Origin of the sequence: Pseudoalteromonas sp. S3260, assembly GCF_005886925.1 — a bacterium.
In the GTDB taxonomy this organism is placed as follows: Bacteria; Pseudomonadota; Gammaproteobacteria; order Enterobacterales; family Alteromonadaceae; genus Pseudoalteromonas; species Pseudoalteromonas tetraodonis.
The window spans coordinates 98,989-124,255 of record NZ_PNCV01000035.1; the positions used below are offsets into that span (position 1 = coordinate 98,989).

Annotated in this window: 26 protein-coding genes; 9 read left to right on the top strand and 17 right to left on the bottom strand. The window is 40.4% G+C overall.

Translation table 11 applies throughout. The features are described from left to right. Positions 1 to 315: 315 nt before the first annotated feature. From CWC14_RS06690 to CWC14_RS06745, 12 genes are all read right to left on the bottom strand, one after another. Positions 316 to 744 carry a hypothetical protein gene (locus CWC14_RS06690; RefSeq protein ID WP_138562009.1) on the bottom strand — a complete coding sequence of 143 codons (429 nt, stop codon included), beginning with the start codon at positions 742 to 744 and terminating at the stop codon, positions 316 to 318. Between the two features lie 324 nt (positions 745 to 1,068). Further along, complete coding sequence (gene nqrM, locus CWC14_RS06695; protein WP_010391098.1) at positions 1,069 to 1,281, bottom strand: (Na+)-NQR maturation NqrM; 213 nt, start codon at positions 1,279 to 1,281, stop codon at positions 1,069 to 1,071. A gap of 97 nt (positions 1,282 to 1,378) precedes the next feature. Further along, positions 1,379 to 2,404, bottom strand: coding sequence for an FAD:protein FMN transferase (locus tag CWC14_RS06700; protein ID WP_076923221.1), 1,026 nt, complete (start codon positions 2,402 to 2,404; stop codon positions 1,379 to 1,381). 140 nt (positions 2,405 to 2,544) lie between these two features. Beyond that, the gene (gene nqrF, locus CWC14_RS06705; RefSeq protein ID WP_076923220.1) at positions 2,545 to 3,768 is read right to left on the bottom strand and encodes an NADH:ubiquinone reductase (Na(+)-transporting) subunit F; all 1,224 of its coding nucleotides are present in this window, start codon (positions 3,766 to 3,768) and stop codon (positions 2,545 to 2,547) included. A 17-nt stretch (positions 3,769 to 3,785) separates the two neighbouring features. After that, complete coding sequence (nqrE, locus tag CWC14_RS06710; RefSeq protein WP_036979660.1) at positions 3,786 to 4,394, bottom strand: NADH:ubiquinone reductase (Na(+)-transporting) subunit E; 609 nt, start codon at positions 4,392 to 4,394, stop codon at positions 3,786 to 3,788. Positions 4,395 to 4,404: 10 nt separating this feature from the next. Beyond that, on the bottom strand, positions 4,405 to 5,037 hold the full coding sequence (locus CWC14_RS06715) for an NADH:ubiquinone reductase (Na(+)-transporting) subunit D (RefSeq protein WP_006791491.1): 633 nt from the start codon (positions 5,035 to 5,037) through the stop codon (positions 4,405 to 4,407). Beyond that, entirely contained in the window at positions 5,037 to 5,786 is a 750-nt protein-coding gene (locus CWC14_RS06720; protein ID WP_008111895.1) for a Na(+)-translocating NADH-quinone reductase subunit C, read from the bottom strand. Before CWC14_RS06720 ends, CWC14_RS06715 begins: the two co-directional genes overlap by 1 nt. Beyond that, positions 5,779 to 6,984: an NADH:ubiquinone reductase (Na(+)-transporting) subunit B gene (locus tag CWC14_RS06725; RefSeq protein WP_138562011.1), complete on the bottom strand. Its 1,206-nt coding sequence runs from the start codon at positions 6,982 to 6,984 to the stop codon at positions 5,779 to 5,781. Before CWC14_RS06725 ends, CWC14_RS06720 begins: the two co-directional genes overlap by 8 nt. Before the next feature lies 1 nt (position 6,985). After that, positions 6,986 to 8,329 (bottom strand): Na(+)-translocating NADH-quinone reductase subunit A, encoded by a 1,344-nt coding sequence (locus CWC14_RS06730; protein ID WP_138562013.1) that lies wholly within the window; start codon positions 8,327 to 8,329, stop codon positions 6,986 to 6,988. Between the two features lie 355 nt (positions 8,330 to 8,684). Beyond that, positions 8,685 to 9,878: an enoyl-ACP reductase FabV gene (fabV, locus tag CWC14_RS06735; RefSeq protein ID WP_024601887.1), complete on the bottom strand. Its 1,194-nt coding sequence runs from the start codon at positions 9,876 to 9,878 to the stop codon at positions 8,685 to 8,687. Positions 9,879 to 9,987: 109 nt separating this feature from the next. Next, positions 9,988 to 10,299, bottom strand: a complete 312-nt coding sequence (locus tag CWC14_RS06740; protein ID WP_013464345.1) for a BolA family protein — start codon at positions 10,297 to 10,299, stop codon at positions 9,988 to 9,990. Between the two features lie 69 nt (positions 10,300 to 10,368). Continuing rightward, positions 10,369 to 10,968, bottom strand: coding sequence for an alpha-ketoglutarate-dependent dioxygenase AlkB family protein (locus CWC14_RS06745; protein ID WP_076922903.1), 600 nt, complete (start codon positions 10,966 to 10,968; stop codon positions 10,369 to 10,371). A 43-nt stretch (positions 10,969 to 11,011) separates the two neighbouring features. Here CWC14_RS06745 and CWC14_RS06750 point away from each other — a divergent pair, with 43 nt between their 5' ends. Genes CWC14_RS06750 through CWC14_RS06765 form a run of 4 tightly spaced genes read left to right on the top strand, consistent with a single transcriptional unit; the run spans position 11,012 to position 14,777 of the window. After that, positions 11,012 to 12,160 (top strand): methyltransferase, encoded by a 1,149-nt coding sequence (locus CWC14_RS06750; protein ID WP_138562015.1) that lies wholly within the window; start codon positions 11,012 to 11,014, stop codon positions 12,158 to 12,160. Beyond that, positions 12,161 to 12,721, top strand: coding sequence for a YajG family lipoprotein (locus CWC14_RS06755; RefSeq protein WP_138562017.1), 561 nt, complete (start codon positions 12,161 to 12,163; stop codon positions 12,719 to 12,721). 2 nt (positions 12,722 to 12,723) lie between these two features. Next, positions 12,724 to 13,344 (top strand): peptidylprolyl isomerase, encoded by a 621-nt coding sequence (locus tag CWC14_RS06760; RefSeq protein ID WP_013464341.1) that lies wholly within the window; start codon positions 12,724 to 12,726, stop codon positions 13,342 to 13,344. Between the two features lie 53 nt (positions 13,345 to 13,397). Beyond that, a complete protein-coding gene (locus tag CWC14_RS06765; protein WP_138562019.1) occupies positions 13,398 to 14,777 on the top strand; it encodes an AmpG family muropeptide MFS transporter in 1,380 nt (459 codons plus the stop codon). A gap of 68 nt (positions 14,778 to 14,845) precedes the next feature. On the opposite strand, the gene CWC14_RS06770 is transcribed toward CWC14_RS06765, so the two are convergent. Continuing rightward, positions 14,846 to 15,085, bottom strand: a complete 240-nt coding sequence (locus tag CWC14_RS06770; RefSeq protein WP_008111877.1) for a helix-turn-helix domain-containing protein — start codon at positions 15,083 to 15,085, stop codon at positions 14,846 to 14,848. 361 nt (positions 15,086 to 15,446) lie between these two features. On the opposite strand from CWC14_RS06770, the gene CWC14_RS19720 reads away from it, so the two are divergent. Continuing rightward, positions 15,447 to 15,635, top strand: a complete 189-nt coding sequence (locus CWC14_RS19720) for a hypothetical protein (RefSeq protein ID WP_138562021.1) — start codon at positions 15,447 to 15,449, stop codon at positions 15,633 to 15,635. Between the two features lie 57 nt (positions 15,636 to 15,692). Here the strand turns inward: CWC14_RS19720 and erpA are convergent, their stop codons facing one another. Next, the gene (erpA, locus tag CWC14_RS06780; protein ID WP_002958911.1) at positions 15,693 to 16,031 is read right to left on the bottom strand and encodes an iron-sulfur cluster insertion protein ErpA; all 339 of its coding nucleotides are present in this window, start codon (positions 16,029 to 16,031) and stop codon (positions 15,693 to 15,695) included. Between the two features lie 238 nt (positions 16,032 to 16,269). Between erpA and CWC14_RS06785 the strand changes: the two genes are divergently transcribed. The 4 genes from CWC14_RS06785 (at position 16,270) to hemL (ending at position 20,849) form a co-directional block, all read left to right on the top strand. Then, positions 16,270 to 17,952, top strand: a complete 1,683-nt coding sequence (locus CWC14_RS06785; RefSeq protein WP_013464337.1) for a chloride channel protein — start codon at positions 16,270 to 16,272, stop codon at positions 17,950 to 17,952. A gap of 16 nt (positions 17,953 to 17,968) precedes the next feature. Further along, the gene (locus tag CWC14_RS06790; RefSeq protein WP_010391077.1) at positions 17,969 to 18,403 is read left to right on the top strand and encodes a CopD family protein; all 435 of its coding nucleotides are present in this window, start codon (positions 17,969 to 17,971) and stop codon (positions 18,401 to 18,403) included. 111 nt (positions 18,404 to 18,514) lie between these two features. Continuing rightward, the gene (locus CWC14_RS06795) at positions 18,515 to 19,531 is read left to right on the top strand and encodes an aspartate carbamoyltransferase (RefSeq protein ID WP_138562023.1); all 1,017 of its coding nucleotides are present in this window, start codon (positions 18,515 to 18,517) and stop codon (positions 19,529 to 19,531) included. Between the two features lie 37 nt (positions 19,532 to 19,568). Further along, complete coding sequence (hemL, locus tag CWC14_RS06800; RefSeq protein WP_024601882.1) at positions 19,569 to 20,849, top strand: glutamate-1-semialdehyde 2,1-aminomutase; 1,281 nt, start codon at positions 19,569 to 19,571, stop codon at positions 20,847 to 20,849. Between the two features lie 64 nt (positions 20,850 to 20,913). Here the strand turns inward: hemL and mrcB are convergent, their stop codons facing one another. The 3 genes from mrcB to CWC14_RS06815 all read right to left on the bottom strand — a co-directional run bounded on the left by mrcB (position 20,914) and on the right by CWC14_RS06815 (position 24,963). Then, complete coding sequence (gene mrcB / locus CWC14_RS06805) at positions 20,914 to 23,247, bottom strand: penicillin-binding protein 1B (protein ID WP_138562025.1); 2,334 nt, start codon at positions 23,245 to 23,247, stop codon at positions 20,914 to 20,916. A gap of 138 nt (positions 23,248 to 23,385) precedes the next feature. Then, positions 23,386 to 24,615 (bottom strand): ammonium transporter AmtB, encoded by a 1,230-nt coding sequence (locus tag CWC14_RS06810; RefSeq protein ID WP_016899363.1) that lies wholly within the window; start codon positions 24,613 to 24,615, stop codon positions 23,386 to 23,388. A gap of 9 nt (positions 24,616 to 24,624) precedes the next feature. Continuing rightward, entirely contained in the window at positions 24,625 to 24,963 is a 339-nt protein-coding gene (locus CWC14_RS06815; RefSeq protein WP_010391070.1) for a P-II family nitrogen regulator, read from the bottom strand. Positions 24,964 to 25,267: the final 304 nt, after the last annotated feature.

Here is a 25,267-nt window from a genome sequence, read left to right on the forward strand (position 1 = left end):
ACCTAAAGAGTTTTTATTAGCTGCCAAAAAATATTTAGCAACGATATTTGATAAAAACCCAAGTTAATTAAGATTGAATTACAATAATGCAGAGCGAATGCAAGCATGAAGTATTGACCACTGGCTTAATAATAAACACCTAGCAGAACCAACCCAGCTTTTTTAAACACATTAATATAACGCAATAAAAATTAACTTGGGTGAGGTGTGGTTGGCTGAGAGTGTGTAAAAAACACTAAGCTACAATGAAAGTAATCGTTATTTACAGCAAGAATAAATAATTAGATACCACAGGTGTAACCTATACCCATAAAATTAATGGGTAAACAGACAACCTGTAAAGCTAGGTGGAGCACGACAACCATGCGCAGCTTGCACTGGTTGCTGAACTTTAGCCTCGCTAAAAGCAAAGGCTGCTTTACGGAGGATTATCCCAGCACGACGCGCTGGAAACATGTGGAACAATAGCCAACAAAGGCCAATAAGTAACTGACACGATAAGATGGGATGAGCTAAAAATTCGGCAATTGTCAGTAATAATGGCTCTATAAAAAAGCCATCACTGACCAATGCTTCAAGCCTAAAGGCATCCTCAATAGCGCCACTAAGCAACATAACGACATTAAAAACTAATAATGTTACAGCCACACTCACGCCCTTTTTCGCTTTTTTAAAGCGCTCATGCAACACTGACTTACCTAAGGTAAGCAAAGCGCTGGTATGAAACAAAGAAAGTGAGCTCAAAAACATTAACCTATTAAAATGACTAATAACAAAATTCGGTGTACACCGTGGCAACAAAAAAGGTTGCAGCCGTAAAGCCTTATACAGTGACATGAAATACAGTCTCAACGCATTAGCACTATTTTGCCAAGCTAGTTTTGATCCGCATCAATAGAACTTTCAAAACTTACTGAAAGTTCGGGCGTGAGTATAACAAAGAGAATTTTCTGTTCAAGATAAAAACACGATTATTTTATCGGCTGGTGATTTATTTATGCCGATATAAATAAAAAACCTCCCGTAGTGAGCTACGAGAGGTTTTTTGTTTAAACAGGGATACCCTATTTAAAGAATTTGGTTTTCTTTCCATACTTGCTCTTTGGCCAGACGCTTTTTGCGTTTATCGCATGGATCATCGCAATCACATGCTTTATCAATACCTACAGAGCCTAAGCCTCCGCAGCTACTCGCCATCGATTTTCTTTGTACTATCATGCCTATCGCCATCGCAGCGACAATTAAAATAAGTAAGCCAAAGGTTAGAAAAAAAAGTGACATTGCTTAGCCCCTATTGTTCAGCAATAAAATGAGCCCAAACATCATATCTGAGCTTATTGCATTATATACCCTCATGATAAGGATATAAACCTAAAGACTATAAATAAGGCTTAAACGCAGGGCTTGAATAGGTGACTAACCCCTGTGCCGATTTCGCAATTAAATACACAGGTAAATCATGCTGCTCAGCATAACGTTGTGCCCCTTCCATGCCCATTACCGTTAAAGCAGTCGCTAAACCGTCCGCCGTCATTGCACTTGGGTGCAAAACTGTGACAGAGACTAAGTCGTGCTTAATTGGCATACCTGTCATCGGATCAATAAGGTGCGTATAGGTTTCACCATCCATAGTATAAAAAATTCTATAATCGCCAGAGGTGGCAATACCATTATTACCCGGTGTTAATACGCGGTGTACTTTGCGCTCGCCCGGATTTGCATCAGGTTGTTCAATTGCTATTCGCCATGCTTGATTGTCTGGTTTTGTACCAGCAATACGCAGTTCTCCACCAATTTCAACCATGTAATCTGTAATACCTTTACTTTGTAATAGCTCAGCAACTTTATCAATACCATAGCCTTTTGCGGTAGCCGAAAACGACAGCTCTAAATCAGCAACTGTTTTAGCTAACCCTTGCTCATTAAGGACCAGCTTATCTATACCAATGTTACTGACCATATTTGCCAGTGCTTCATCCGTTGGGCGCTTTGTTGGTTTTTTATCAGGACCAAATCCCCATAAATCGATTAGCGGCCCCATAGTCACATCTAGGGTCTTAGTTGAATTACCTATACGCATAGATTCACTAATAACTGCCCTGAAGTCATCACTGATTGGCATTACTTCGTTGGCATCTAAACGGTTAAAGGTGTTTATTTCTGAATCTTCGATATAGGTCGACATAGACTGGTTGATATCAACTAAAACCGCATCGATTTCTGCTTGTATTGCTTGAGGGTCAACTTGCTCAGCGTAAAACTTAATGTGGTAAGTTGTACCCATCGTTTTACCTTCAAGGTAAGCTTCTTCGTTGTGTTGTGAATTGCCACAACCGGTGATAAGTAACGTGGATATGATTAAAAATAAGGCTACCACGCCTTTAACTGTACTTAATCGATTCATAATAGCCTACTTATAAAGGTTAAATAGAGTATCAACTAAAATCAGCGGTAAAGCCAAACTCAATCAGTTGATATAAAAAAGCCTCATAACACTTAGTGCTATGAGGCTGGTATTTTAACTAAATTTATTTAGTTTGGGTATTAGCCACCGAAATCATCTAATAAGATGTTTTCTTCTTCTACGCCTAAATCTTTAAGCATAGAGATAACTGCCGCATTCATCATTGGAGGACCACACATGTAGAACTCACAATCTTCAGGCGCTTCGTGGTCTTTAAGATAGTTCTCAAATAACACGTTGTGGATAAAGCCAGTATAGCCTTCCCAGTTATCTTCTGGTTGCGGATCTGAAAGCGCTGTATGCCAAACGAAGTTTTCGTTTTGCTCAGCTAGGCCGTCAAAATCTTCAACATAGAACATTTCACGTTTAGAACGCGCACCATACCAGAAACTAATTTTACGCTTAGAGTTTAAACGCTTAAGTTGGTCAAAGATATGTGAACGCATTGGTGCCATACCTGCACCACCACCTACGAATACCATTTCAGCGTCTGTGTCTTTAGCGAAGAACTCACCAAATGGACCAGAAATAGTTACTTTATCGCCTTCTTTTAGTGACCAAATGTACGATGACATTTTACCACATGGTAGGCTTAGGTTTCTTGGCGGCGGCGTAGCGATACGCACGTTAAGCATAATAATGCCTTCTTCTTCTGGGTAGTTAGCCATTGAGTAAGCACGAATTGTTTCTTCGTCTACTTTTGACTCCAGGTCGAAGAAACCAAAATGGTTCCAATCGCCACGATACTCTTCAGGAATATCGAAATCAGCGTATTTAACATGGTGAGCTGGCGCTTCGATTTGGATGTAACCACCCGCACGGAACGGCACTGACTCGCCATCTGGAATTTGTAGCTTAAGTTCTTTGATGAACGTTGCTTTGTTATCGTTAGAGATAACTTCACAATCCCATTTTTTAACACCGAAAATTGACTCTTCAAGTTCAATTTCCATATCATTTTTAACATTAACCTGACACGCTAAACGACAACCTTCACGTGCTTCACCTTTAGAGATGTGGTCAAGTTCAGTTGGCAGAATATCACCGCCACCTTCTTTAATGTGAACGCGACACTGACCACAAGAGCCACCGCCACCACATGCAGAAGATACGAAAATACCTGACTCAGATAGTGCACCTAATAGCTTACTACCTGCTGATGTTTTAATGGCTTTGTCTGGATCGCCATTAATGCCGATGATGATATCACCGCTTGCAACTAGCTTAGATTTAGCACCAATGATGATTAAAACTAGTATTACAACGATAGCGATAAAAACACCAACGCCTAAGAAAATATCCATGATTGACCTCGCTATTATTACAGTGAAATACCAGAGAATGACATAAAGCCAAGACCCATCAAGCCAACAGTGATGAAGGTAATACCTAAACCACGTAAACCATCTGGTACGTCTGAATACTTCATTTTCTCACGGATACCTGCAAGTAATGTAATTGCAAGCGCCCAACCCACACCAGCGCCAATACCATAAACAACAGACTCGCCGAAATTATAGTTACGCTCTACCATGAAAGATACCGCACCAAAAATTGCACAGTTAACTGTGATTAGTGGTAGGAAAATACCTAATGCGTTGTAAAGCGGTGGGAAGAACTTATCTAATGCCATTTCAAGAATTTGCACTAGTGCTGCAATAACACCAATGAAAGTTAAGAAACGTAAAAAGCTAAGATCTGCTTCTGGGTAACCAAGCCACTCTAATGCACCTGGTGCTAATACCGCATGGTAAACCAAGTTGTTAACCGGTACTGAAATACCTAATACAACAATAACCGCTACACCTAGGCCAATTGATGTAGTTACTTTTTTAGACACGGCTAAGAAAGTACACATACCTAGGAAGAATGCTAATGCTAAGTTTTCAATAAAAACGGCTTTTACAAATAAACTAATATAATGTTCCACTTATCGCCCCTTACGCTTTAGCTTCTACTTGGTCTTTCTTATAAGTACGAAGTACCCAAATGAATAAACCAATGATGAAGAATGCACTCGGTGGTAAGATCAATAGACCCATAGGTTGGTACCAACCACCATTTTGTACTAATGGAATAATATCAACACCGAATAGTGAACCTTTACCGAATAACTCACGAATAAAGCCAACAGTAAGTAACACTACAGAGTAACCTAAGCCATTACCAATACCATCAAGGAAAGACATTAATGGCGGTGACTTCATTGCATAAGCTTCAGCACGACCCATTACGATACAGTTAGTAATGATTAGACCAACGAATACTGATAACTCTTTTGCCGTAGCGTAAGAGAAAGCTTGTAGTACTTGGTCAACCACGATTACTAATGATGCAATAATCGTCATCTGTACGATGATACGTACTGATGAAGGGATATGGTTACGAATAGTCGAGATAAAAAGGCTAGAGAATGCAGTTACCAAGGTCAATGCAATTGACATGATTAATGCATTTTTTAAGCTAGACGTTACCGCTAGCGCAGAACAAATACCAAGTACTTGTAATGCGATTGGGTTGTTAGCGAAAACTGGACCAAATAGGACCGCCTTCATTTCTTTAGTATCAGCCATTAGTTCAATGCTCCTTTACGTACTTTCGCAAGGAAAGGGCCAAAGCCATTTTCGCCAGTCCAAAAATCAACTGCATGGTCAACACCATTAGACGTTAATGTAGCACCTGAAAGACCATCGATCTTATGCTCATCACCGGCTGCAGTCCCTTTAACGATTTGGATTGGTAACTCTTTACCTTCCCACGTTGCAGTCCACTGTGGGTTTTGAATTTCACCACCTAGACCAGGTGTTTCGTTATGTTTGTAGAAAATGATGTCTTTAATAGTTTCGCCATCGCTTTCAAGCGAGATAAAACCGTACATTAAACCCCATAAACCATAACCCTGAATAGGAAGGATGATTGCATCAGTAGAGCCATCGTCTTTTTTAGAGATATAAACAGGCGCACGCTTGGTAATACGTTGAATACCGGCGATGTCTTTAATACCATTCTCTTTTAAAGATTTACTTAAATCAGCATCGTATTTGCTTTTTTCAAAGTCAAAATCTTCTACCGGCTCAGCAAACTCACCACTTTGCATATCAACAAAGCGAGTTTCGATTTTAGCATCAAACGTTTCGGCAACGTTATCAACTTTGCCAATACCAGCAGCAGCTAAGATATTGCTTTGAATATCTTTTGCTTTATTTGCTTTTTGCAGAGGGCGAAGTTGCACAGACGTTAGCGACACAATAACTGCACACACTAAACATAATGAGACAACAACAGCTAGCGTTTTGCCAATTGATTCGTTATTACTAGACATTACGTGCCAACCTCCGCTTGATATTAGCTTGCACTACAAAGTGATCGAATAATGGTGCAAACAAGTTAGCAAACAAGATTGCTAGCATGATGCCCTCTGGGTATGCAGGGTTAACAACACGGATCATGATAACCATAAAGCCAATAAGCGCACCGTATGCTAATTTACCTTTATCAGTAAATGCAGCAGATACAGGGTCAGTAGCCATAAAGAACATACCGAATGCAAAACCACCTAATACCATATGCCAGTACCAAGGCATAGCAAACATAGCATTAGTTTCAGAACCAATAGTATTTAGTATTGATGAGGTTACTACCATACCTAGGAATACACCTAGCACGATACGCCAAGACGCGATACGTACATAAATTAGGAATAAACCACCAATAAGCACTGCTAGTGTAGACGTTTCGCCCATAGAACCTTGGATAAAGCCGTAGAACGCATTCCACCAAAGCTCAATATCAGTCGCGTAATTTAACGTACCAGCAAACGCTTGACCAAGCATAGTCGCGCCAGAGAATGAATCTACGGCAGTCCATACTGTGTCACCTGAAATTTGTGCAGGGTATGCGAAGAATAAAAACGCACGACCAGCAAGCGCAGGGTTTAAGAAGTTACGACCTGTACCACCAAATATTTCTTTTGCGATAACTACACCAAAAGTAATACCTAGCGCAACTTGCCATAAAGGAATCGTTGCAGGCAGGATTAATGCAAATAATACAGAGGTTACGAAGAAACCTTCATTTACTTCATGCTTACGCACAGAAGCAAACAATACTTCCCAAAAACCACCGACAATAAAGGTTGTTGCATAAATAGGTAGGAAGAAACAGGCTCCGTAGAACATTTTTGCGCCCCAACCAGCATCAACGGTTAACTCACCGCCTAATAACTGGAACAAACCTACTTGCCAAATGTTAGCTAGCTCAAAACCATTACCAAGCGCCATAGCTGCTTGATGACCGATGTTGAACATACCAAAAAACATGGCAGGGAACGTCGCCATCCACACTAAAATCATCATACGTTTTAGGTCGATGTTATCACGAACGTGAGTTGAACCTTTGTTTACGTAACCTGGCGTGTAAAAAATAGTCGCAGCGGCTTCATACAGCGCGTACCATTTTTCATGCTTACCACCTGGTTCAAAATGCGGTTCGATATCTTCTAAGAAAGTTTTTAAGCCCATTTTAGCCTTCCTTCTCGATCGTAGTTAAGCAATCGCGTAGGGCTGCGCCGTACTCGTATTTTCCAGGACAAACGAAGGTGCATAACGCTAAATCTTCTTCATCTAATTCAAGCGCACCTAATGAAATTGCACTGTCTAAATCACGAGACAATAAGTCACGTAGTAATAGCGTTGGCAAAATATCAAGTGGCATAACACGCTCGTAGCTTCCAAGTGGAACCATGGCACGTTTTGAACCGCCCGTAGACGTTGTCATTTTAAATAAACGACTCGGTGTAAGGTGAGACAAGAATGTACGCGTTACAGAGAATTTATCACTACCTGGTGCAATCCAGCCAAAAAACTCTTTTTCGCGACCTTCAAGTAATACAGATACTTGAACATGGTAACGACCTAAAAATGCATGAACGCCAGACGACGTAGCACCTGCAAGTACAGAACCAGAAATAACACGGTTATCACCGTCTTCTAATTCACCTGCAACTAAGTCATCAAGTGAAGCACCTAATTGTGTTTTCACTAAACGAGGATTCTTAACACGCGGACCTGCAAGCGAAATCACACGGTCTGTGTAAATTTCACCAGTAAGGAAAAGGTGACCATACGCAATAACGTCTTGGTAACCAATGTGCCAAACTTGCTTACTAGCAGATACTGGGTCAAGGTGATGGATATGAGTGCCAACAAGGCCAGCCGGATGCACGCCACCAAACTCATGTACTTCTACTTGAGCAATAGGTGAACTAGGAACTTGACTACCTACTTGCTTACAAACAAATACTTTGCCATCGGTTAAACGTGACACAACAGCCAAACCTGCTTCAAACGCTTTCGCATTCTCAGCAATAATTACTGCAGGATCTGCAGCAAGTGGATTGGTATCGATAGCTGTCACAAAAATAGAGCTCGGATTTGCATCCAACGCTGCTACTTTACTAAATGGACGAGCACGAAGCGCTATCCATTGACCCGATTGAACTAGTACTTCTTTAGCTTTTTCACGGTCTAAGCTGTTAAGCTCAGTTTCCGAGAAAGATCCAAAGGTGATTTGCTCACTGCCGTTTACTTCAATAACAACAGATTGCAGAACACGTTTAGCACCGCGATTAATTTCTTTTACTGTACCAGAAGCTGGTGCAGTAAATAATACGCCTGGGTTCTTTTTATCTTCAAAAAGTACCTGGCCTTTTTTGACTTGGTCATCCACACGAACATGCATGGTTGGACGCATACCGATAAACTCTTCACCTAGCACAGCTACACGTTTGACGGCAGAACCATCATGAATAACTTGCTGAGGTGCGCCCTCTAAGGGTAAATCCAGACCTTTTTTTATATTGATCATACGCACTTGCACTACATTAACGGAAAGAAACTGAAAAATCGTACTAACCACGCCGCTATTTGTATTATTGCAAGCTATATAAAATGACTTGCTATAAATACCAAACAAGCAGCGCAGTAAAACTCCTCACATATTGCTTTGATTTTAACATTATTGTGGCTGACTATGCGAGTGTATTTATGAAAATTATACGAGAGAAACGTTTATTTAGTTTTGTAATTAACAATTAATAAAATACAAGCTAGACCAAAGTGGTAAATTAGCCAACAATTAGCAAATATTTTTTCAAATCAAAGCTAAAAAACAAAAAAGCCGCACAAGGCGACTTTTTCAAAAATGCGCTAACAGCGACAAGTCAGTCAATCATATTGGCAATAGGCGCAACAGGATTTACATCTTGTTCATAATCAACCGCGTCAATACCAAAACCAAACAAGCGTAAAAATTCATTATGGTAACCAATATAATCGGTTAACTCATCAATTGAGTTTGTATCTACACTATCCCAAATGGCTTGAACGCGAGATTGAACGTCATCTTCCAGTTCTTTATAGTTTTGGAATAAATGCCCGCCCTCGTCAAAGCGAGGTGAATCACCGTATAAGTTCTCACTGAATAGCGCATGAATTTGCTCAATTGTGCCCTCGTAAGTGCCATCAGCCTTCATCACTTTAAACAAGGCAGAAATATAAAGCGGCATGATTGGGATTGCAGAGCTTGCTTGAGTAACAACCGCATTAAGCGATGAAACGTAGGCTTCACCATTTAAATCTTGGGTAGCAGCTTTAATAGCTGCAGTGGCACGGTCTAAATCTTCTTTGGCTTTTCCAATTGTTGCATGACCGTAAATTGGCCACGTTAGTTCTTTACCAATATAAGTGTAAGCCGTGGTTTTAAAGTTATCTGCTAATACATCCGCTTCTTTAAGTGCGTCAATCCACATTTCCCAATCTTCGCCACCCATTACTTTAATAGTGTTGTCGATATCGTCTTGGTTTGCCGCTTCAACAGTTACTTCATCAATTTCACGCTTTGACGTATTTAAGTTTTTAGTGGTTACCGCATTACCAATTGGCTTAAGCGTTGAAGAAAACACTTCGCCGGTATTTGGATCAGTACGACGTGGTGATGCTAAGCTGTAAATAATACAGTCAACTTTACCTAATTCAGCTTTAATGGTGTCGATTGTTTTTTGTTTAATTTCGTTAGAAAACGCATCACCATTAATATTTTTTGACCATAAACCTTCAGCTTCAGCGGCTGCTTGAAACGCCGCCGTATTATACCAACCCGCAGAGCCTGTTTTACGCTCAGTGCCTTCTTTTTCAAAGAACACACCTAATGTTTTAGCGCCACCACCAAATGCAGCGGTAATGCGAGACGCTAGGCCATAGCCTGTAGACGCACCAATAACTAATACATTTTTAGGTGCATTTTTTAATGCCCCTTGCTGCTTAACATAATTAATTTGTTCTTGTACATGCTCTGCACAGCCTACTGGGTGTGCATTGGTGCAGATAAATCCGCGAATTTTAGGCTTAATGACCATTGATCATCCTATATCTTTTACAATAAAAATTAGCGCTAGTTTAAAGGCTAAAACAAAAAAAACTGATCTGATCAGTTACGCTCTGCTCAAACCACCTTCTAGCTACCTGTTATCCAATTTTTGAGCCACCCATACAGTTAGGCGACTGCGGCGCTTCACCGTCGTGCTCTGTAAATTCCTCAGGAGTGTAAGTGTGCATCGCAAGCGCATGAATATGATTTGCCAGCTCATCTTTTAAAATTTCGTTAATTTCACGATGACGCTGCAATAATCGCTTACCAGCAAATTCCTCACTAACTACAATCACTTTAAAGTGTGATTCAGTGCCTGCACTGTGCATATGGCTTTCGTTGATCACATTTAAATGCTTGCACGCAATCGCATCGGCTAGCTTGTTACGTATTTGTTCTTGCATTGACATAAAAACCATCCTCAAAATTCAGTTATGTGCTTACTATAACAACTGCGGCTATACCATGGCTAATGCTATTTAACTGAAACCATTATTAATATAGCGAAACGTTAAACTTATTCGAGGGTGTTTAAGCGTTGTTTGTTTGGGCAATGCATGTTGGTAATTTTGTTGGCTTTGGCCGCTCATTATTAAACAGCTACCACTTTGTAATTTAATGTTAGTAATGCGGTTACTTACTTTGTGTTTAAGTTTAAATAATCGCTCTGCGCCAAGCGATACACAGGCTATGGTAGGCTCAGGCCCTAGCTGCGCCTCATCATCGCTATGCCAGCCCATACTATCGTGGCCATCTCGATAATAATTAACCAAAATTGAATTAAACGGTTGCTGTAGGTGATTTTCTAAACGTGTTCGCATAGCAAGTAATACGTCTGGCCAAGGCTCTAAATCGAGTTTATGCCCAGAATAGCCGTACTCAAGATTCTCTTCGCTGATAAAACATTGCAGCCTTGGTATTGGCCCCGTTTTGCCAAACACCGTTATATTTGGTTGTTGCCAATTTAAGTTTTGCTGCAAATAATAAAATAAATCGAGGCTTTTTTGCGCACTAAGCACCCTACTTTGATAAGAAAAGCCATTTGGTAACAGTTGGGGGTTGGCGTTTGGCGGTTGCATGTTAGAATTTACCTATCATTTGATTACCGATCATTAAACTATTATGACTACGCAAGCTACGCTCGGCGATAACACCTTTACTCTTGAACGCTTTCCTTTGGATCAAAAAAACCGCAGCTTACAAGCGTGGGATTCAGCAGACGAATACCTCATTGACTATGTTAATGAACACTACCCTGATTGTCGCTCATTGCTGATCTTAAACGACAGCTTTGGTGCACTTAGCTGTTACTTTAGCAAGCAACAATTAACAGTTTGTTCAGTAAACGACTCATATATTAGCCATCAGGCGGCGGCTTATAACTTAGCGCAAAACAAAATTGCAACAACTGCGTTTAGCCAGCTTGATAGTTTATCGGCTTTGCCCAAACAAGTAGACCTAGTGTTGGTAAAAGTACCACGCACATTGGCTTTTTTACAGTATCAGCTATCTGAATTAAGCGAAGTACTGGCGCCCGGTACACCGGTTATTGGCGCAGCAAAAACTAAAGACGTGCATAACTCTACGATTAAAGCATTTGAAGATTTTATTGGTGAGACGAAAACAAGCCTCGCAGTAAAAAAATCACGCTTAATTATTAGCCAAGCCGCTGGCGGTTATAAAGGTGCAGATTTCCCAGTGAGCTGGCCGCTCGAAGGCACTGATTTTACAATAAGCAATCATGCCAATGTGTTTTCACGTGATTCACTTGATATTGGCGCGCGTTTCTTTTTTAATTATTTGCCGCAAACAAATAAAGCCAAAAATATTATTGATTTAGGCTGTGGTAATGGCGTAGTTGGTTTAATGACATTAGCGCGCTGTCCTAATGCGCATATTAGCTTTGTTGATGAGTCATATATGGCGGTTGAATCAGCTCGACTCAACATTGAGCTCAACATGGAAGACAAGTTTGAACAATGTACCTTTATAGAGAATGATTGTTTAACTGACTTTGAACGTGAAAGCGCAGATATTGTATTGTGTAACCCGCCATTTCACCAAGCACAAGCGGTTACCGACCACATAGCATGGCAAATGTTCAAGCAAGCAAAAGACACATTAAAAGAAGGTGGCGAGCTGCGTATTATTGGTAACCGCCATCTAGATTACCATGACAAACTAAACCGTATGTTTGGTAACTGTACTTTATTAGGCTCTAATAAAAAGTTTGTGGTACTCAGCGCAACTAAAAATAGTGGGACGTTATAAATGAAACTCTTAAAAGCATTATTGAGCTGTTGTACATTAGTGGTTTTTTCGGGATGTGCCAATCAGCCTAATCAACTTATTCTCAACCCTGTGTATAAAAGTGGTCAAATAAGCACAATAAACAGCAGCTTAAACACCAGCGTGATTGATTTACGTGGTGACAGTACAACCTTAAAGCTGATTGAATCGAGCAAAACCAAAACCATTGCCAGTACAGGTATTACTGAATCGGTTAAAAGTGCACTAGACAGTGCACTGAGTCGCAATGGCGCTAGCATTTCTAATTTAGCGCAATTGCGTTTTGAGTTAGATATTCACGCACTGCAAGCTGTGGTTACAGAAAAGCTAATGAGCCATACCAGTGATGCCAAGATTGAATTTGAAGTACGGGTGATTCGCCCAACCAGTAATTTCAGTAAGCGTTATAGCGGTAATGCTAATTTATCTGGACCACTTGGTCATGATAGGGCAAAAGTTGAAGGTCAGCTCAATAAGTTGACTGAGCAGTTAATTACCCGCATTGTATCTGACCCAGAATTAATTGCATTTTTAGAAGGTTAACAATGAAGCAACTTTTTTTAATCTGCGTAAGCTTATTATTTAGCGTTAGTAGCTTAGCGGCTCAAGAGGGTCGTTTTGTGCAAAAAGATAACATTTTTCCTCGAGTAGAAATTGTGACATCGTTGGGCAGCATTGTGGTTGAATTAGACCGCTCAAGAGCTCCTATTACGGTTAATAACTTTTTGACTTACGTGTCGGATAAAAGCTATCAAGGCAGTGTGTTTCATCGTGTAGAACGCGACGTAGAAAATGATCGTGACTTTGTAATTCAAGGCGGTGGTTATGATAAAGATTACGATGGTCTACATGAAAACGACCCTATTTTTAATGAAAGCGGTAACGGCTTAACAAACGATATGTATAGCATTGCGATGGCTTATCAAGACCGTGAACCACACTCAGGAACGCGTCAGTTCTTTTTTAATATGGATGATAACGATCATTTAAACCCTGGCCGTGATTGGGGATTTGCAGTGTTTGGCAGTGTGATGGAAGGCTATGAAACACTCGATAAAATCATGGCTGTAAAAACCGGATTTAATGACAAAATTGGCTACAACTTTGTACCCGAAAAACCGGTCGTTATATTAAATATTAAGGTGCTTGAGCAAGTTCCTTTATAACTTTTTTAATAAGAGCAGCCTTCGCTGCTCTTTGTATAAGCCAATGAGCCCCTATGAATAGCACACTTTCTGTTAGAGAATACTTTTCTTATTTTAAAGATAAACGTTTGATTAATGTTTTTATATTTGGAATGAGCAGTGGCTTTCCGTGGGTATTAATTGGCTCAGTAATGTCGGCATGGCTTAAAGATGAAGGTTTGAGCCGCAGCATGATTGGCCTATTTGGCATTGTGTTTGGTGCCTACAGCATCAACTTTTTATGGTCACCTTTAATCGACCGCACTAAACTGCCCTTTTTATATAATTGGCTTGGTCAGCGCCGTAGTTGGATACTGTTTTGCCAAAGCTTTATTTTGCTTGGCACATTGCTACTTGCAGGACTTGATTTGAAAGCAAACCTAGCGGTTGCCGCCGCACTTTGCTTGTTAATCGCTATAGCCTCTGCCACGCAAGATATTGCAATTGACGCCTTTCGAATAGATACCCTTAGTGAAAATGAATCTCACAAAGCCACCGCGGCTGCTGCAATGGCCACCTCAGGTTGGTGGACTGGCTATGCTTTATTAGGAGCTGTGCCTTTTTACATGGCTGATATGCCAAATATTGACTGGCCACAGGTGTATTATTTTTTATCCGCGATTATGCTGTTATTAATTAGCTGTGTATTTTGGGCTAAAGAGCCACAATCAAATCGCGAAGCCGTACATGCCGAACTAGAACGTGTTTATCTTGAAAAACTCGCCGCCACTAAACAAACACCACTGACAAAAACGCTTGCATGGCTAGGCGTTACCGTGGTTGATCCGTTTAAAACCTTTTTTGCTAAAAATGGCGTTAAAACCGCGTTGGCGCTGCTGGCGTTTATTTTCTTATTTAAGATTGGTGAAGCATTTTTAGCGCGGATGTCGATTGTATTTTATAAAGAAGTTGGCTTTAGTAATACGCAAATAGCAAATTACTCAAAACTCGGCACGGGGTTAATCACCATTGTATTTGCCTTTTTGGGCAGTATTTTTAACCATAAATATGGCATTGTGAAAGGCTTATTTATTAGTGGCGTAGCCATGGCAGCATCTAACTTAATGTTTTCTTGGATTGCCTTAGCTGGTCCACAAGAGCACTTATATGCAATGGCAATTGTAGTTGATGGCTTTACCCAAGCTTGGTCTTTAGTGGCAATGGTTGCTTTTATATCTATGCTGTGTGACAGAGCATTTAGCGCCACCCATTATGCGCTATTGGCATCATTGGGTAATTTAGGGCGTACGTTATTATCGAGTTACAGCGGCGTGGTTATTGATGATTGGCTAATGGGGAATTGGTCATTGTTCTTTGTATTAACTGCACTTATGGTTTTACCCTCATTAGTGTTTTTATTTCTAATTAGGCACAAGCTATATGCACTAGAGCAAAATTATCATAAAAATACCTAATGCATCCCTGCACTAGTATTGGCTGTAGACGCTAATTTAACTTTACGATTACAGCCAAAAAGAAAGCGTTAGTCAGCTTTAATTAAGCTTAATGCTTCATACGGGTCGACTTCTAATGCATTACAGTAGCGAACAAACTCAATTACATCTAAACGACGTTCCTGATTTTCAATTTTGCCAATAAAAGAATGTGGCGTACCCAAGATTTGCGCTAAGCTACGCATGGTGTAGCCTTTTTCATGGCGTTTAGTTTTAAGCCACTTTGTTAATTTTGCATTTTCTTCCGAAGATACGGTTTTACCCATCATATACAACTCCTACTCGTTGTTTAAATATACATATAGCTAAGCACTTTACATCGCCAACACTGTAAACCTACAACCACTCACTAAAGCGCAGTGTAAACGCTTACAATTCAACCAATAAAAACGCTCAAATATGTATTAACACTTTATTATTGTGAAAAATGAAACCTTGCCCGTTTCACTCTTGGATACATTATATACCATTCACCGTTGATCTGAATGATTAATTAGTAATTATGCGATTAAAGTTTAACAACAAATATTTACTAACTCTGAATAAGGTTAAATATTTTATAACTTTTTTGTTTCATTTAAATATAAGCCGTTTATTATTAACTTATTATTTGTTTAAAAAGGCTAAATCATGTTTAGACTACTTTTTTTACTGCCTATTATTTTATGCTTGGGCTGGTACTTTTTTTTACGCCATTATGCAATTCCAATCAAACAGGGTAAAAAAGGCTTTATCTATATTTTAGCTTTCTCTGCATTCGTACTTGGTTTTTTTGTGTTAATAATACAAATAACAGAATACAGACCAACTGAGTTATGACTTTAAACACATAAAAAAACCGCTAATTAAGCGGTTTTTTTTCAAATAACGGTATCTTTACACGCTAAAACTAGCGCCACAGCCACACGTTGTTGTGGCATTAGGGTTAGAGACAAAAAAGCGTGCCCCTTCTAACCCTTCGGTGTAGTCTACTTCACCGTCAACTAAATACTGGATACTCATTGGGTCAATGACTAAGGTAACCCCGTTTTTAACAATTTCTAAATCGCCAGGATTCGCTTTTTCATCAAAAGTAAAACCGTATTGAAAACCTGAACAACCACCGCCTGTGACATAAACACGCAGTTTTAGATCTGGGTTTTCTTCTTCGTCGATTAACTGTTTAACACGCACAGCGGCTGCGTCGCTAAACTTAATGGGTAATTCTTCAGACATTTTATAACCCTCAATACCTTTATACTAATGCACGAGATTATCTAATACCTGAGTGTTTTAATCAAGTATAGTAAGCTCGCGTTTATAAGCTTTAATTAAAACAATGCGCGTTTAATCTGTTCTGTGAATCAATATATTATAAATTTAATTTAAATTAATCGGTTGTTAAAAATCTCAAGGACTTCCCTAGACTATTTTGATAAACTTGACGCCTAAAAATGCTACGGGGAAATAAAGCATGTGGCTTGAGCGACTGAGACGTCGATTAGCAAAACCAAAAACATCCGTACAATTATGCTTATTGGGCGTAAGTGCCGGATTAATTGCTGCATTTTTCATTATACTGTTTCGCCTAACCATTTTATTTTTTCAAAGCTTATTTTTAGAAACCCCTGACGACTTTACTACTCTCCCTACCCTAGAACGGGTATTAATGCCTTTAGTTGCAGCGTTATTAATAGCTACATTTGCGGCTTTTACCGGCTTTAAACATTACCGCTTGGGTATCCCTTTTGTAATACACAGAATAAAACGTCATTACGGGCAAATGCCACTTTATAATACGGTTAACCAGTTTGTAGGCGGCGCGCTGGCACTGATCAGCGGTTTTTCTGTTGGCCGCGAAGGCCCCTCAGTTCATATGGGAGCAGCGGGGGCAAGCATATTAGCAAATAAACTACACTTACCCCACAACGCTATGCGTACCCTCAGTGGTTGTGGTGTTGCCGCGGGCATTGCTGCATCGTTCAACACCCCCCTGGCTGCGGTTATTTTTGTAATGGAAGTGGTGCTCAGAGAATACAAAGTGCATATTTTTGTGCCGATTATGCTCGCAGCCGTTACCGGCGCATTAGCAACACAGTTTGTATTTGGTGAAGGCTCAGAACTTGCGCTAATAACCATTGCCCCCTTAAGTGGGTGGCATTACCCCTATTTAATTTTATGCGGCATGGGATTAGGCGCGGTGGCTTATGCTTTTAATCAGAATTTAATGTTAATTATTAAAACCTTTAAACCACTTAGTATGTTTCCACGTTTAATGATTGCAGGGTGTATTGCCAGCTTAATTGCCTATGCAGTTCCACAAGCAATGGGCTCGGGTATGAGCGCTATCACTATTGCGGTTGAGTCACCTGAAAATATTCAACTACTCACCACTATTTTAATTGCTAAGTTATTAGCCACCTTATTTGCTATTGGCTTAGGTATTCCTGGTGGGTTGATAGGTCCGGTTATTGGGCTGGGCGTTTTAACCGGTACTTTAATGGCATTTTTTGCTCAATTTATTAGCCCCGGCACCGATATAGCCGGCACTTACGGGGTACTGGGCATGGCAGGATTATTAGCGGCCACACTACACTCCCCCTTAGCGGCACTGACCACTGTGATGGAGCTGACCTCGTCACCGGAAATTATTGTGCCAGCGATGATCGTCATTACTACCGCCTACGTTACAGCTTTACAGGTATTTGGTAACCGCTCTATATTTTTACAGCAATTAGACTTTCAAGGGCTTCCCTATCATGTCTCTCCCGCCACTGAAGCCCTACAAAAAGTAGGGGTAATGGATGATATGGATGAAGACTTTAAACTGCTCTACTCCGACGATAAAGAGCAAATAAAAAACAGTCTAGATGCCATGGACAGCCAAACACCGTTAATTGTGTTTGACGAGGAAAATGGTTATCGCCTAGCTGAATATGACTTAAGTTTAATGTCTGATCAGGCGGTCAATATAAAATACATTAGCTTACAAGGTATTAGCAGCCAAGCCACCCTTGCAGATGCATTTGAAATTTTGAATGATAAACGCAGTGGTGCACTTTATGTATATAACTTATTAGATAATCAACAAATTATGGGATTACTAAGGTGGGATCAAATCCACCATATTTTAACCATACGTAACAGTCTACTTTAACAATAATGAGAACAATATGAGCGCATTATTAATCTACAAAACCTTGCATGTATTTTTTATGATTGCTTGGTTTGCCGGTATTTTTTACCTACCTCGACTTTTTGTTTATCACGCTATGAGTGAAGAAAAATCGTGTAACTCAATGCTAAAAGTAATGGAACGTCGGCTACTTTATTTTGTTACACCCTTTGCGGTGCTTACCGCAGTATTTGGCGTATTGACTATTGTTGAATACGGCCGAGAATGGTTTCGTTACAGCATGTGGCTGCATTACAAACTCGTGCTGGTGATTATTTTATATATTTATCATGGCTACTGTTTCAAATTGTTAGCTGATTTTAAACACGATAGAAATACTAAAAGCGATCGGTTTTATCGCATTTTCAACGAGCTACCTGTTTTAGCGCTACTCGTTATTGTCGCTTTGGCGATTATTAAGCCAAGCTTTTAGCAAAGGCTTATAAATTACGCTGCCAAGTCGCATACTAAGTTTGTATAATACGCGCGATTGCATGCTCCTTTGTGGATTATCGCGCCTTTTTGAATAACTAGGAATAACCCCATGTTCAGTTTCCAAGGTGAAAATATACTCTCTGTTAATCAACTCGACCGAGACTGTATTGAACGCATATTTGCTGTGGCAAAAAAAATGGAGCCATACGCTAAAAAACAAAAGCGGACCAACGTGCTTGAAGGCGCTATTTTAGCAAATCTGTTTTTTGAACCCAGTACACGTACTCGTGTTAGTTTTGGCACTGCGTTTAACTTACTCGGTGGACTAGTTCGTGAAACCACCGGCATGCAAAGCTCTGCGCTTGCTAAGGGCGAATCACTTTATGATACCGCACGAGTTATTTCAGCTTATGCTGATGCTGTTGCTATGCGCCATCCTGACTCAGGCTCGGTAGCTGAATTTGCAACAGGTTGCAGCGTACCAGTAATAAACGGTGGTGACGGACCCAATGAGCACCCTACCCAAGCATTGCTTGATTTATTAACTATTGAGCGTGAACTTAACCGCTTCGATCAAAATATCGATGGTATGCATATTGCGCTAGTCGGCGATTTAAAATATGGCCGAACCGTTCACTCGCTATCAAAGCTACTATGTCATTACAAAAACATTCGCTTTTCAATGGTTGCCCCTAATGGCTTGCAAATGCCTGACTCAATTTTATCTGCGGTTGAAAATGCCGGTCATAAAATTGAACTGGTAGATAAAATGGAAGGTAACTTAGCAGCCGATATCGTTTATCAAACACGAATCCAAGAAGAGCGTTTTCCATCACAAGAAGAAGCTAATAAGTATCGTGGTGGATTTAGAATTAGCCAGTCTATTTATAATACTCATTGCAAACCTAATTCAGTATTAATGCACCCGCTTCCTCGCGATAGTCGCCTAGAGGCAAACGAACTTGATAACGACTTAAATGCTAACGACAATCTAGCGATATTCCGCCAAGTACAAAATGGCGTACTCATTCGTATGGCACTGTTTGCTTTAACCCTCGACGTAGAAAACAAAGTCGAGCAGTATGAAGTAAGCGTTCCTTGGTTTAGCCGCAAACGCGACAGCTAAGCTTTAATTTTAAAGTGATAAAACAATAGGATTTTTCATGACAATTAGCCAAGACTTATTTAAACGAGCTCAAGACTCTATTCCTGGTGGAGTAAATTCGCCAGTGCGTGCATTTAATGGTGTAGGTGGTACTCCGCTGTTTATTACTAAAGCACAGGGCGCGTTTACATTTGATGCTGATGGCAACCGTTACATTGATTATGTGGGCTCTTGGGGTCCAATGATTATGGGCCACAATCACCCTGAAATAAAACAAGCAGTACATGATGCGGTAGAAAATGGTTTAAGCTACGGTGCACCTACCGAAGCTGAAATTTTAATGGCTGAAAAAGTAAAAGAGCTAGTCCCATCAATCGAAAAAGTACGCATGGTGAGCTCTGGTACTGAAGCAACAATGAGTGCAATTCGTTTAGCCCGTGGTTTTACTGGTCGTGACAAAATCTTAAAATTTGAAGGGTGTTACCACGGCCATGCAGACTCATTACTAGTAAAAGCCGGCTCTGGCGCATTAACTATGGGTGTACCTAACTCTCCAGGTATTCCTGAAGATTTAGCTAAGCACACACTCACCGTTTCGTTTAACAATATTGAAGAAGTGAAAGCGATTTTTGCCAAGTACGCCGATGAAATCGCGTGTATTATTGTTGAACCAGTTGCCGGTAACATGAACTGTATTCCACCAGTGCCCGGCTTTTTAGAAGGTCTGCGTGAAGTATGTGATCAATACCAATCCGTGCTTATTTTTGATGAAGTAATGACAGGGTTTCGTGTCGCCCTTGGTGGCGCTCAAGCGTATTACAACATCAAACCAGACTTAACCTGTTTAGGTAAAGTAATTGGTGGTGGCATGCCAGTAGGCGCGTTTGGTGGTAAAACAGAAATCATGGATTACATAGCCCCTGTAGGCCCTGTTTATCAAGCGGGTACACTTTCAGGTAACCCTATTGCGATGGCAGCAGGCTTAAAATCACTTGAACTACTAAGCGCTCCTGGCGTGCATGATAAGTTAGAAGCCATTAGTAAAGCGATTTGTGAAGGCTTTGAAGCCGCAGCTAAAAAAGCAGGTATTGCCTTAACGACTAACTACGCTGGCGGTATGTATGGCTTTTTCTTCACCGATGCAGAAAAAGTAACTACTTACAAACAAGCCACTGAATGTGATTTAGAGCGCTTTAAAAAGTTCTTCCACTTAATGCTTGAAGAAGGGGTTTATTTAGCGCCTTCAGCGTTTGAAGCTGGTTTTGTGTGTGCTGCGCACACAGAGCAAGAAGTTCAAGCAACGATTGAAGCAGCAGAGCGCGCTTTTGCTAAGCTATAACGTTTAGTTTTTAAAAACGCTTACCCATAAAAAAGCCCTTTCGGGCTTTTTTTGTTTTTATTACTTAGCGAATACATTGGGGCCTTGGTTTAAACTCACTGGCCCTAAGCGGTAATTGAATCACTTTGCCACACCCTGGTGGTGCTTGCTTCCCGGTTTGCTCGTTTACAAATGCCCACCGAATTGAAGGTGGACGGGTATCGGCAATTGCTTGCGGGTTTAAGGGTTTTAAATAACGAATATAGGTTTCAAGCGCGCCGACACTGCCGGTTAAGCCAGTACTTTTATTATCATCACGACCTAACCATGCAACCGTCACTGTATTTTGATCAAACCCAGCAAACCAGCTGTCGCGTAATTCGTTACTGGTACCTGTTTTACCTGCGAGCTGAATCGACGGAAAATGTAAATTTAAGCGTTTAGCGGTGCCATCTTTAGTTACTCGCTTCATAGCGTATTTGGTCATGTACATGGCATCTTTATCAAAGCGTTGTTCGTTACTCACTTTATGCTTATAAAGTACTTTACCAACAGAGTCGGTTAATGCCGAGATAGACGTCAGCTCTCTGTATTCGCCATCAGCAGCAATTGTGGTATAAAGCTGAGCCACTTCAAAACTCGACATTTCAATAGCCCCTAATAGCAGCGACGGGTATTCATTAATATGGCCTTTAGCACCTAGTCCTCTGAGTGTATTAGCAACTTTATCAACCCCAACATCAAGCCCTAAGTTAACTGCCGGAATATTAATGCTGTGGCTGAATGCTTTATAAAGAGGCACGGCACCTCGATATTGATGATCAAAGTTTTCTGGCTGCCATACTTTTCCCTCTTCGTTGGTGACTTGCACGGGTGAATCATCAAGCAATGTCGCTAAGTTATAATGAGGAAGCTGCAGTGCACTTAAATACACTGCCGGTTTAACTAATGAGCCAATATTGCGCTTGGTATCAAGCACCCGGTTAAACCCTGAATAACGCACATCGCGTCCAGAGACTAACGCTGATACACCGGCTTTTTCAACATTAACGGAGATCATCGCCGCTTCTAACTCTTTGGTATTTGGACGTCTTTCTAAATAAGGTAAACTGGCCTGAATCGACTCTTCCATTGCGGTTTGTTTTTGTAAATCGAAGTAGGTAAATACACGCACCCCTGCATCCAATACGTCTTGATCGGGTAGCAGCTGTTTAAGCTCACGATTAACCAATTCTAAGTAGCCTGGATAAGACTTTTGTAAGCTGGCTTTCATTGGCGCAATATCAATTGCGCGCTTTAATGAGGCTCGATACTCTTTAGTGGAAATAAGTTTGTTATCGACCATTAAACGCAGCACTAAGTCACGACGCTCCATAGCACGTTCTTTATAACGTCTAGGGTTATAATAAGAAGGGCCTTTAACCATGGCCACCAGCAGAGCAATTTGGTCGTACTCAAGTTCATCAACGGGTTTTGCAAAGTAAAACTCAGCAGCCAGCCCCATCCCATGTACTCCTTGGTTATAAGACTGACCTAGGTAGACTTCGTTTAAATAGGCTTCGAGAATCTGATCTTTTGAATAACGATAATCAAGAATAAGCGCAATAAAAGCTTCATTGATTTTACGTACTAACGAACGCTCACGGGTAAGGTAAATATTTTTAGCCAGCTGCTGGGTTAATGTGCTCCCCCCTTGCACGGTGCGCCCTGCGCGAATATTGGTATATAAAGCCCGTAAAATAGAAAATACAGATACCCCGTGGTGATCATAAAAATCGCGGTCTTCGACCACTAACAAAGCATTTTTAAGCATGTCAGGAAATTTATCTAATGGCACAAATTCGCGGTCTTGTTTTGAGTCATTACCTATACGGGCTATTTGTACAGGCTCTAATCTGGCAGTGTTTAAGCGACGACCGAATTTATCTTTAATACTGGCAACCTTTTCCCCAGAGAAACGTAATTCAATTACATGAGCATTTTCTAAACCATCATAAAATTCAAAGTCACGACGAAAAATCTTAATACTATTGGCTGTTTTAATATATTGCCCTGTGCGGCTTAAGCGATTAACTGCCGTGTAATTTAAACGTTTAAGCTCCCATAAAACTTCTTGCTCAGATAAAAACTGCCCAGGAAAAAAAGTCATTGAACGCGCATACACTTGGGCTGGAAGTTGCCATTTATTGCCTTCAAATTGGCGGGTGATTTTTGCATCAAGATAAATAAAGTAAAGTGCTACAGCGATGAAAGTCGCCAGACTCAGTTTCCAAAAAATAGAAAACAAAGTTTTTAAAAATGGCCGTTTAGCCGAACTTGCGGTTTTTTTTGCAGCACTTTTTCGCGCTGATGTTTTAGATGACTTAGTAGCGCGCTTAGTCGAGGATTTACTGGTCGATGTTTTCTTTTTTTCAGCCATTTAAGTGTAATACATTCCAAAGGTTGATTTAACGCGAGGAGCTTATCACATTACTCTAACACCTGAAAAATTAACCCTTCCTGAAATCAAAAAAGCCCTAACTGAGTAGGGCTTTGATTGAACACACAATACTTTTAATTAATTACTTCTAACTGATACAAACTCTGGATAAGCATCAATACCACAATCGTGTTGATCCATACCGTTTAACTCTTCTTCTTCGGTAACACGAATACCCATGGTTTGCTTGAGGATTGCCCATACAATGAATGAAGCAATAAACACAAAACCAATAATACATAGTAGGCCAATCAACTGATTAACAATGCTGGCCTCAGCATTAGTAACAGGTACTAGCACTATACCTAGGATGCCACACACACCGTGAACAGAAATAGCGCCCACGGGATCATCTATCTTAGCTTTGTCCAATGCGACAATACTAAGTATTACTAATGAGCCACCTAGTAAGCCAAATAAGCACGCCATTAATGGTGATGGTGATAATGGGTCTGCAGTAATAACCACTAAGCCTGCAAGTGCACCATTAAGTACCATGGTTAAATCGGCTTTGCCCCATAAAAGTTTACATAAGAACAAGGCTGAAATTGCCCCCATAGCTGCAGCAGCATTGGTATTAAGTAATATTTGACCTACCGCTGTTGCGTTTTCTTTATCTGAAATTAATAACTGTGATCCGCCGTTAAAGCCAAACCAACCCATCCATAAAATAAACGTGCCTAATGTAGCAAGTGGCAAGTTTGAACCTGGAATTGGGTAAATTTCACCATTTTTACCATATTTACCTTTACGTGCACCCAGTAGTATTACACCTGCAAGCGCTGCAGCCGCACCCGTTGCATGTACAATGGCAGAGCCTGCAAAATCAACAAAGCCTAATTCAGATAAGAATCCGCCGCCCCATGTCCAGTAACCTTCAATTGGGTAGATTAATCCTGTTAGTACTACGGTAAACACTAAGAAAGCCCATAATTTCATGCGCTCCGCTACGGCGCCAGATACGATAGACATGGCCGTTGCAACAAACACTACTTGGAAGAAAAAGTCAGACTCTAATGAATGATTAGCATCTGCCGCTTGGCTACCTATTAGCCCACCAAACGAAGGAATAACACCGCCTTCAACATTATCTACGTACATAATGTTGTAGCCTATCAACAAAAACATAGTACACGCGATAGAATAAAGCGCGATATTTTTAGTTAGAATTTCTGTGGTATTTTTAGAGCGCACTAAACCCGCTTCTAACATTGCAAAACCGGCTGCCATCCACATGACTAAGATGCCAGACATTAAAAAGTAAAACGTATCGAGCGAAAACTTCAGCTCTATAATTGTATTTTCCATGTTGCCCCCTTAAATTGCATCATCATCAAGCTCGCCAGTACGAATACGGACGATTTGATCTAGGTCGTAAACAAAAATTTTGCCGTCACCAATTTTGCCCGTTCCAGCGACTTTGGTAATGGTTTCTACAACGCGTTGGCAATTTTCACTACGAGTAGCAATTTCAAGTTTAATTTTAGGTATAAAGTCAACTTGATATTCAGCACCACGGTATAACTCAGTATGCCCTCTTTGACGTCCAAATCCCTTAACGTCAACCACTGTCATTCCTTCGATGCCTAAATCAGCGAGTGCTTCACGCACATCATCTAGTTTGAATGGCTTTATTATTGCACTGATCATTTTCACAAAGGCCCCCTTAGGACGCTAGCTTGTTATTGTATTTCCTCTATACAATCCAACCTTTGTGCCATTTTTAAATTAATAATAAAAACATAAACTTAAAAAAACAAATAATATATAAAACAAAAAAGCGCACCATTTAGGTGCGCTTTTTTTATGCAAAATACTGCATTGGTGCGATATCAATGAAATACAAAGAAGGCGTTTAAAAAAAGTCTAACTATTAAACAAAGTTTATTCTTAACAGAGGTGGTTACTCGCTAACTCAACGATTATTATCGGCAGCTAGTCCACGGCAAGATCATTATAA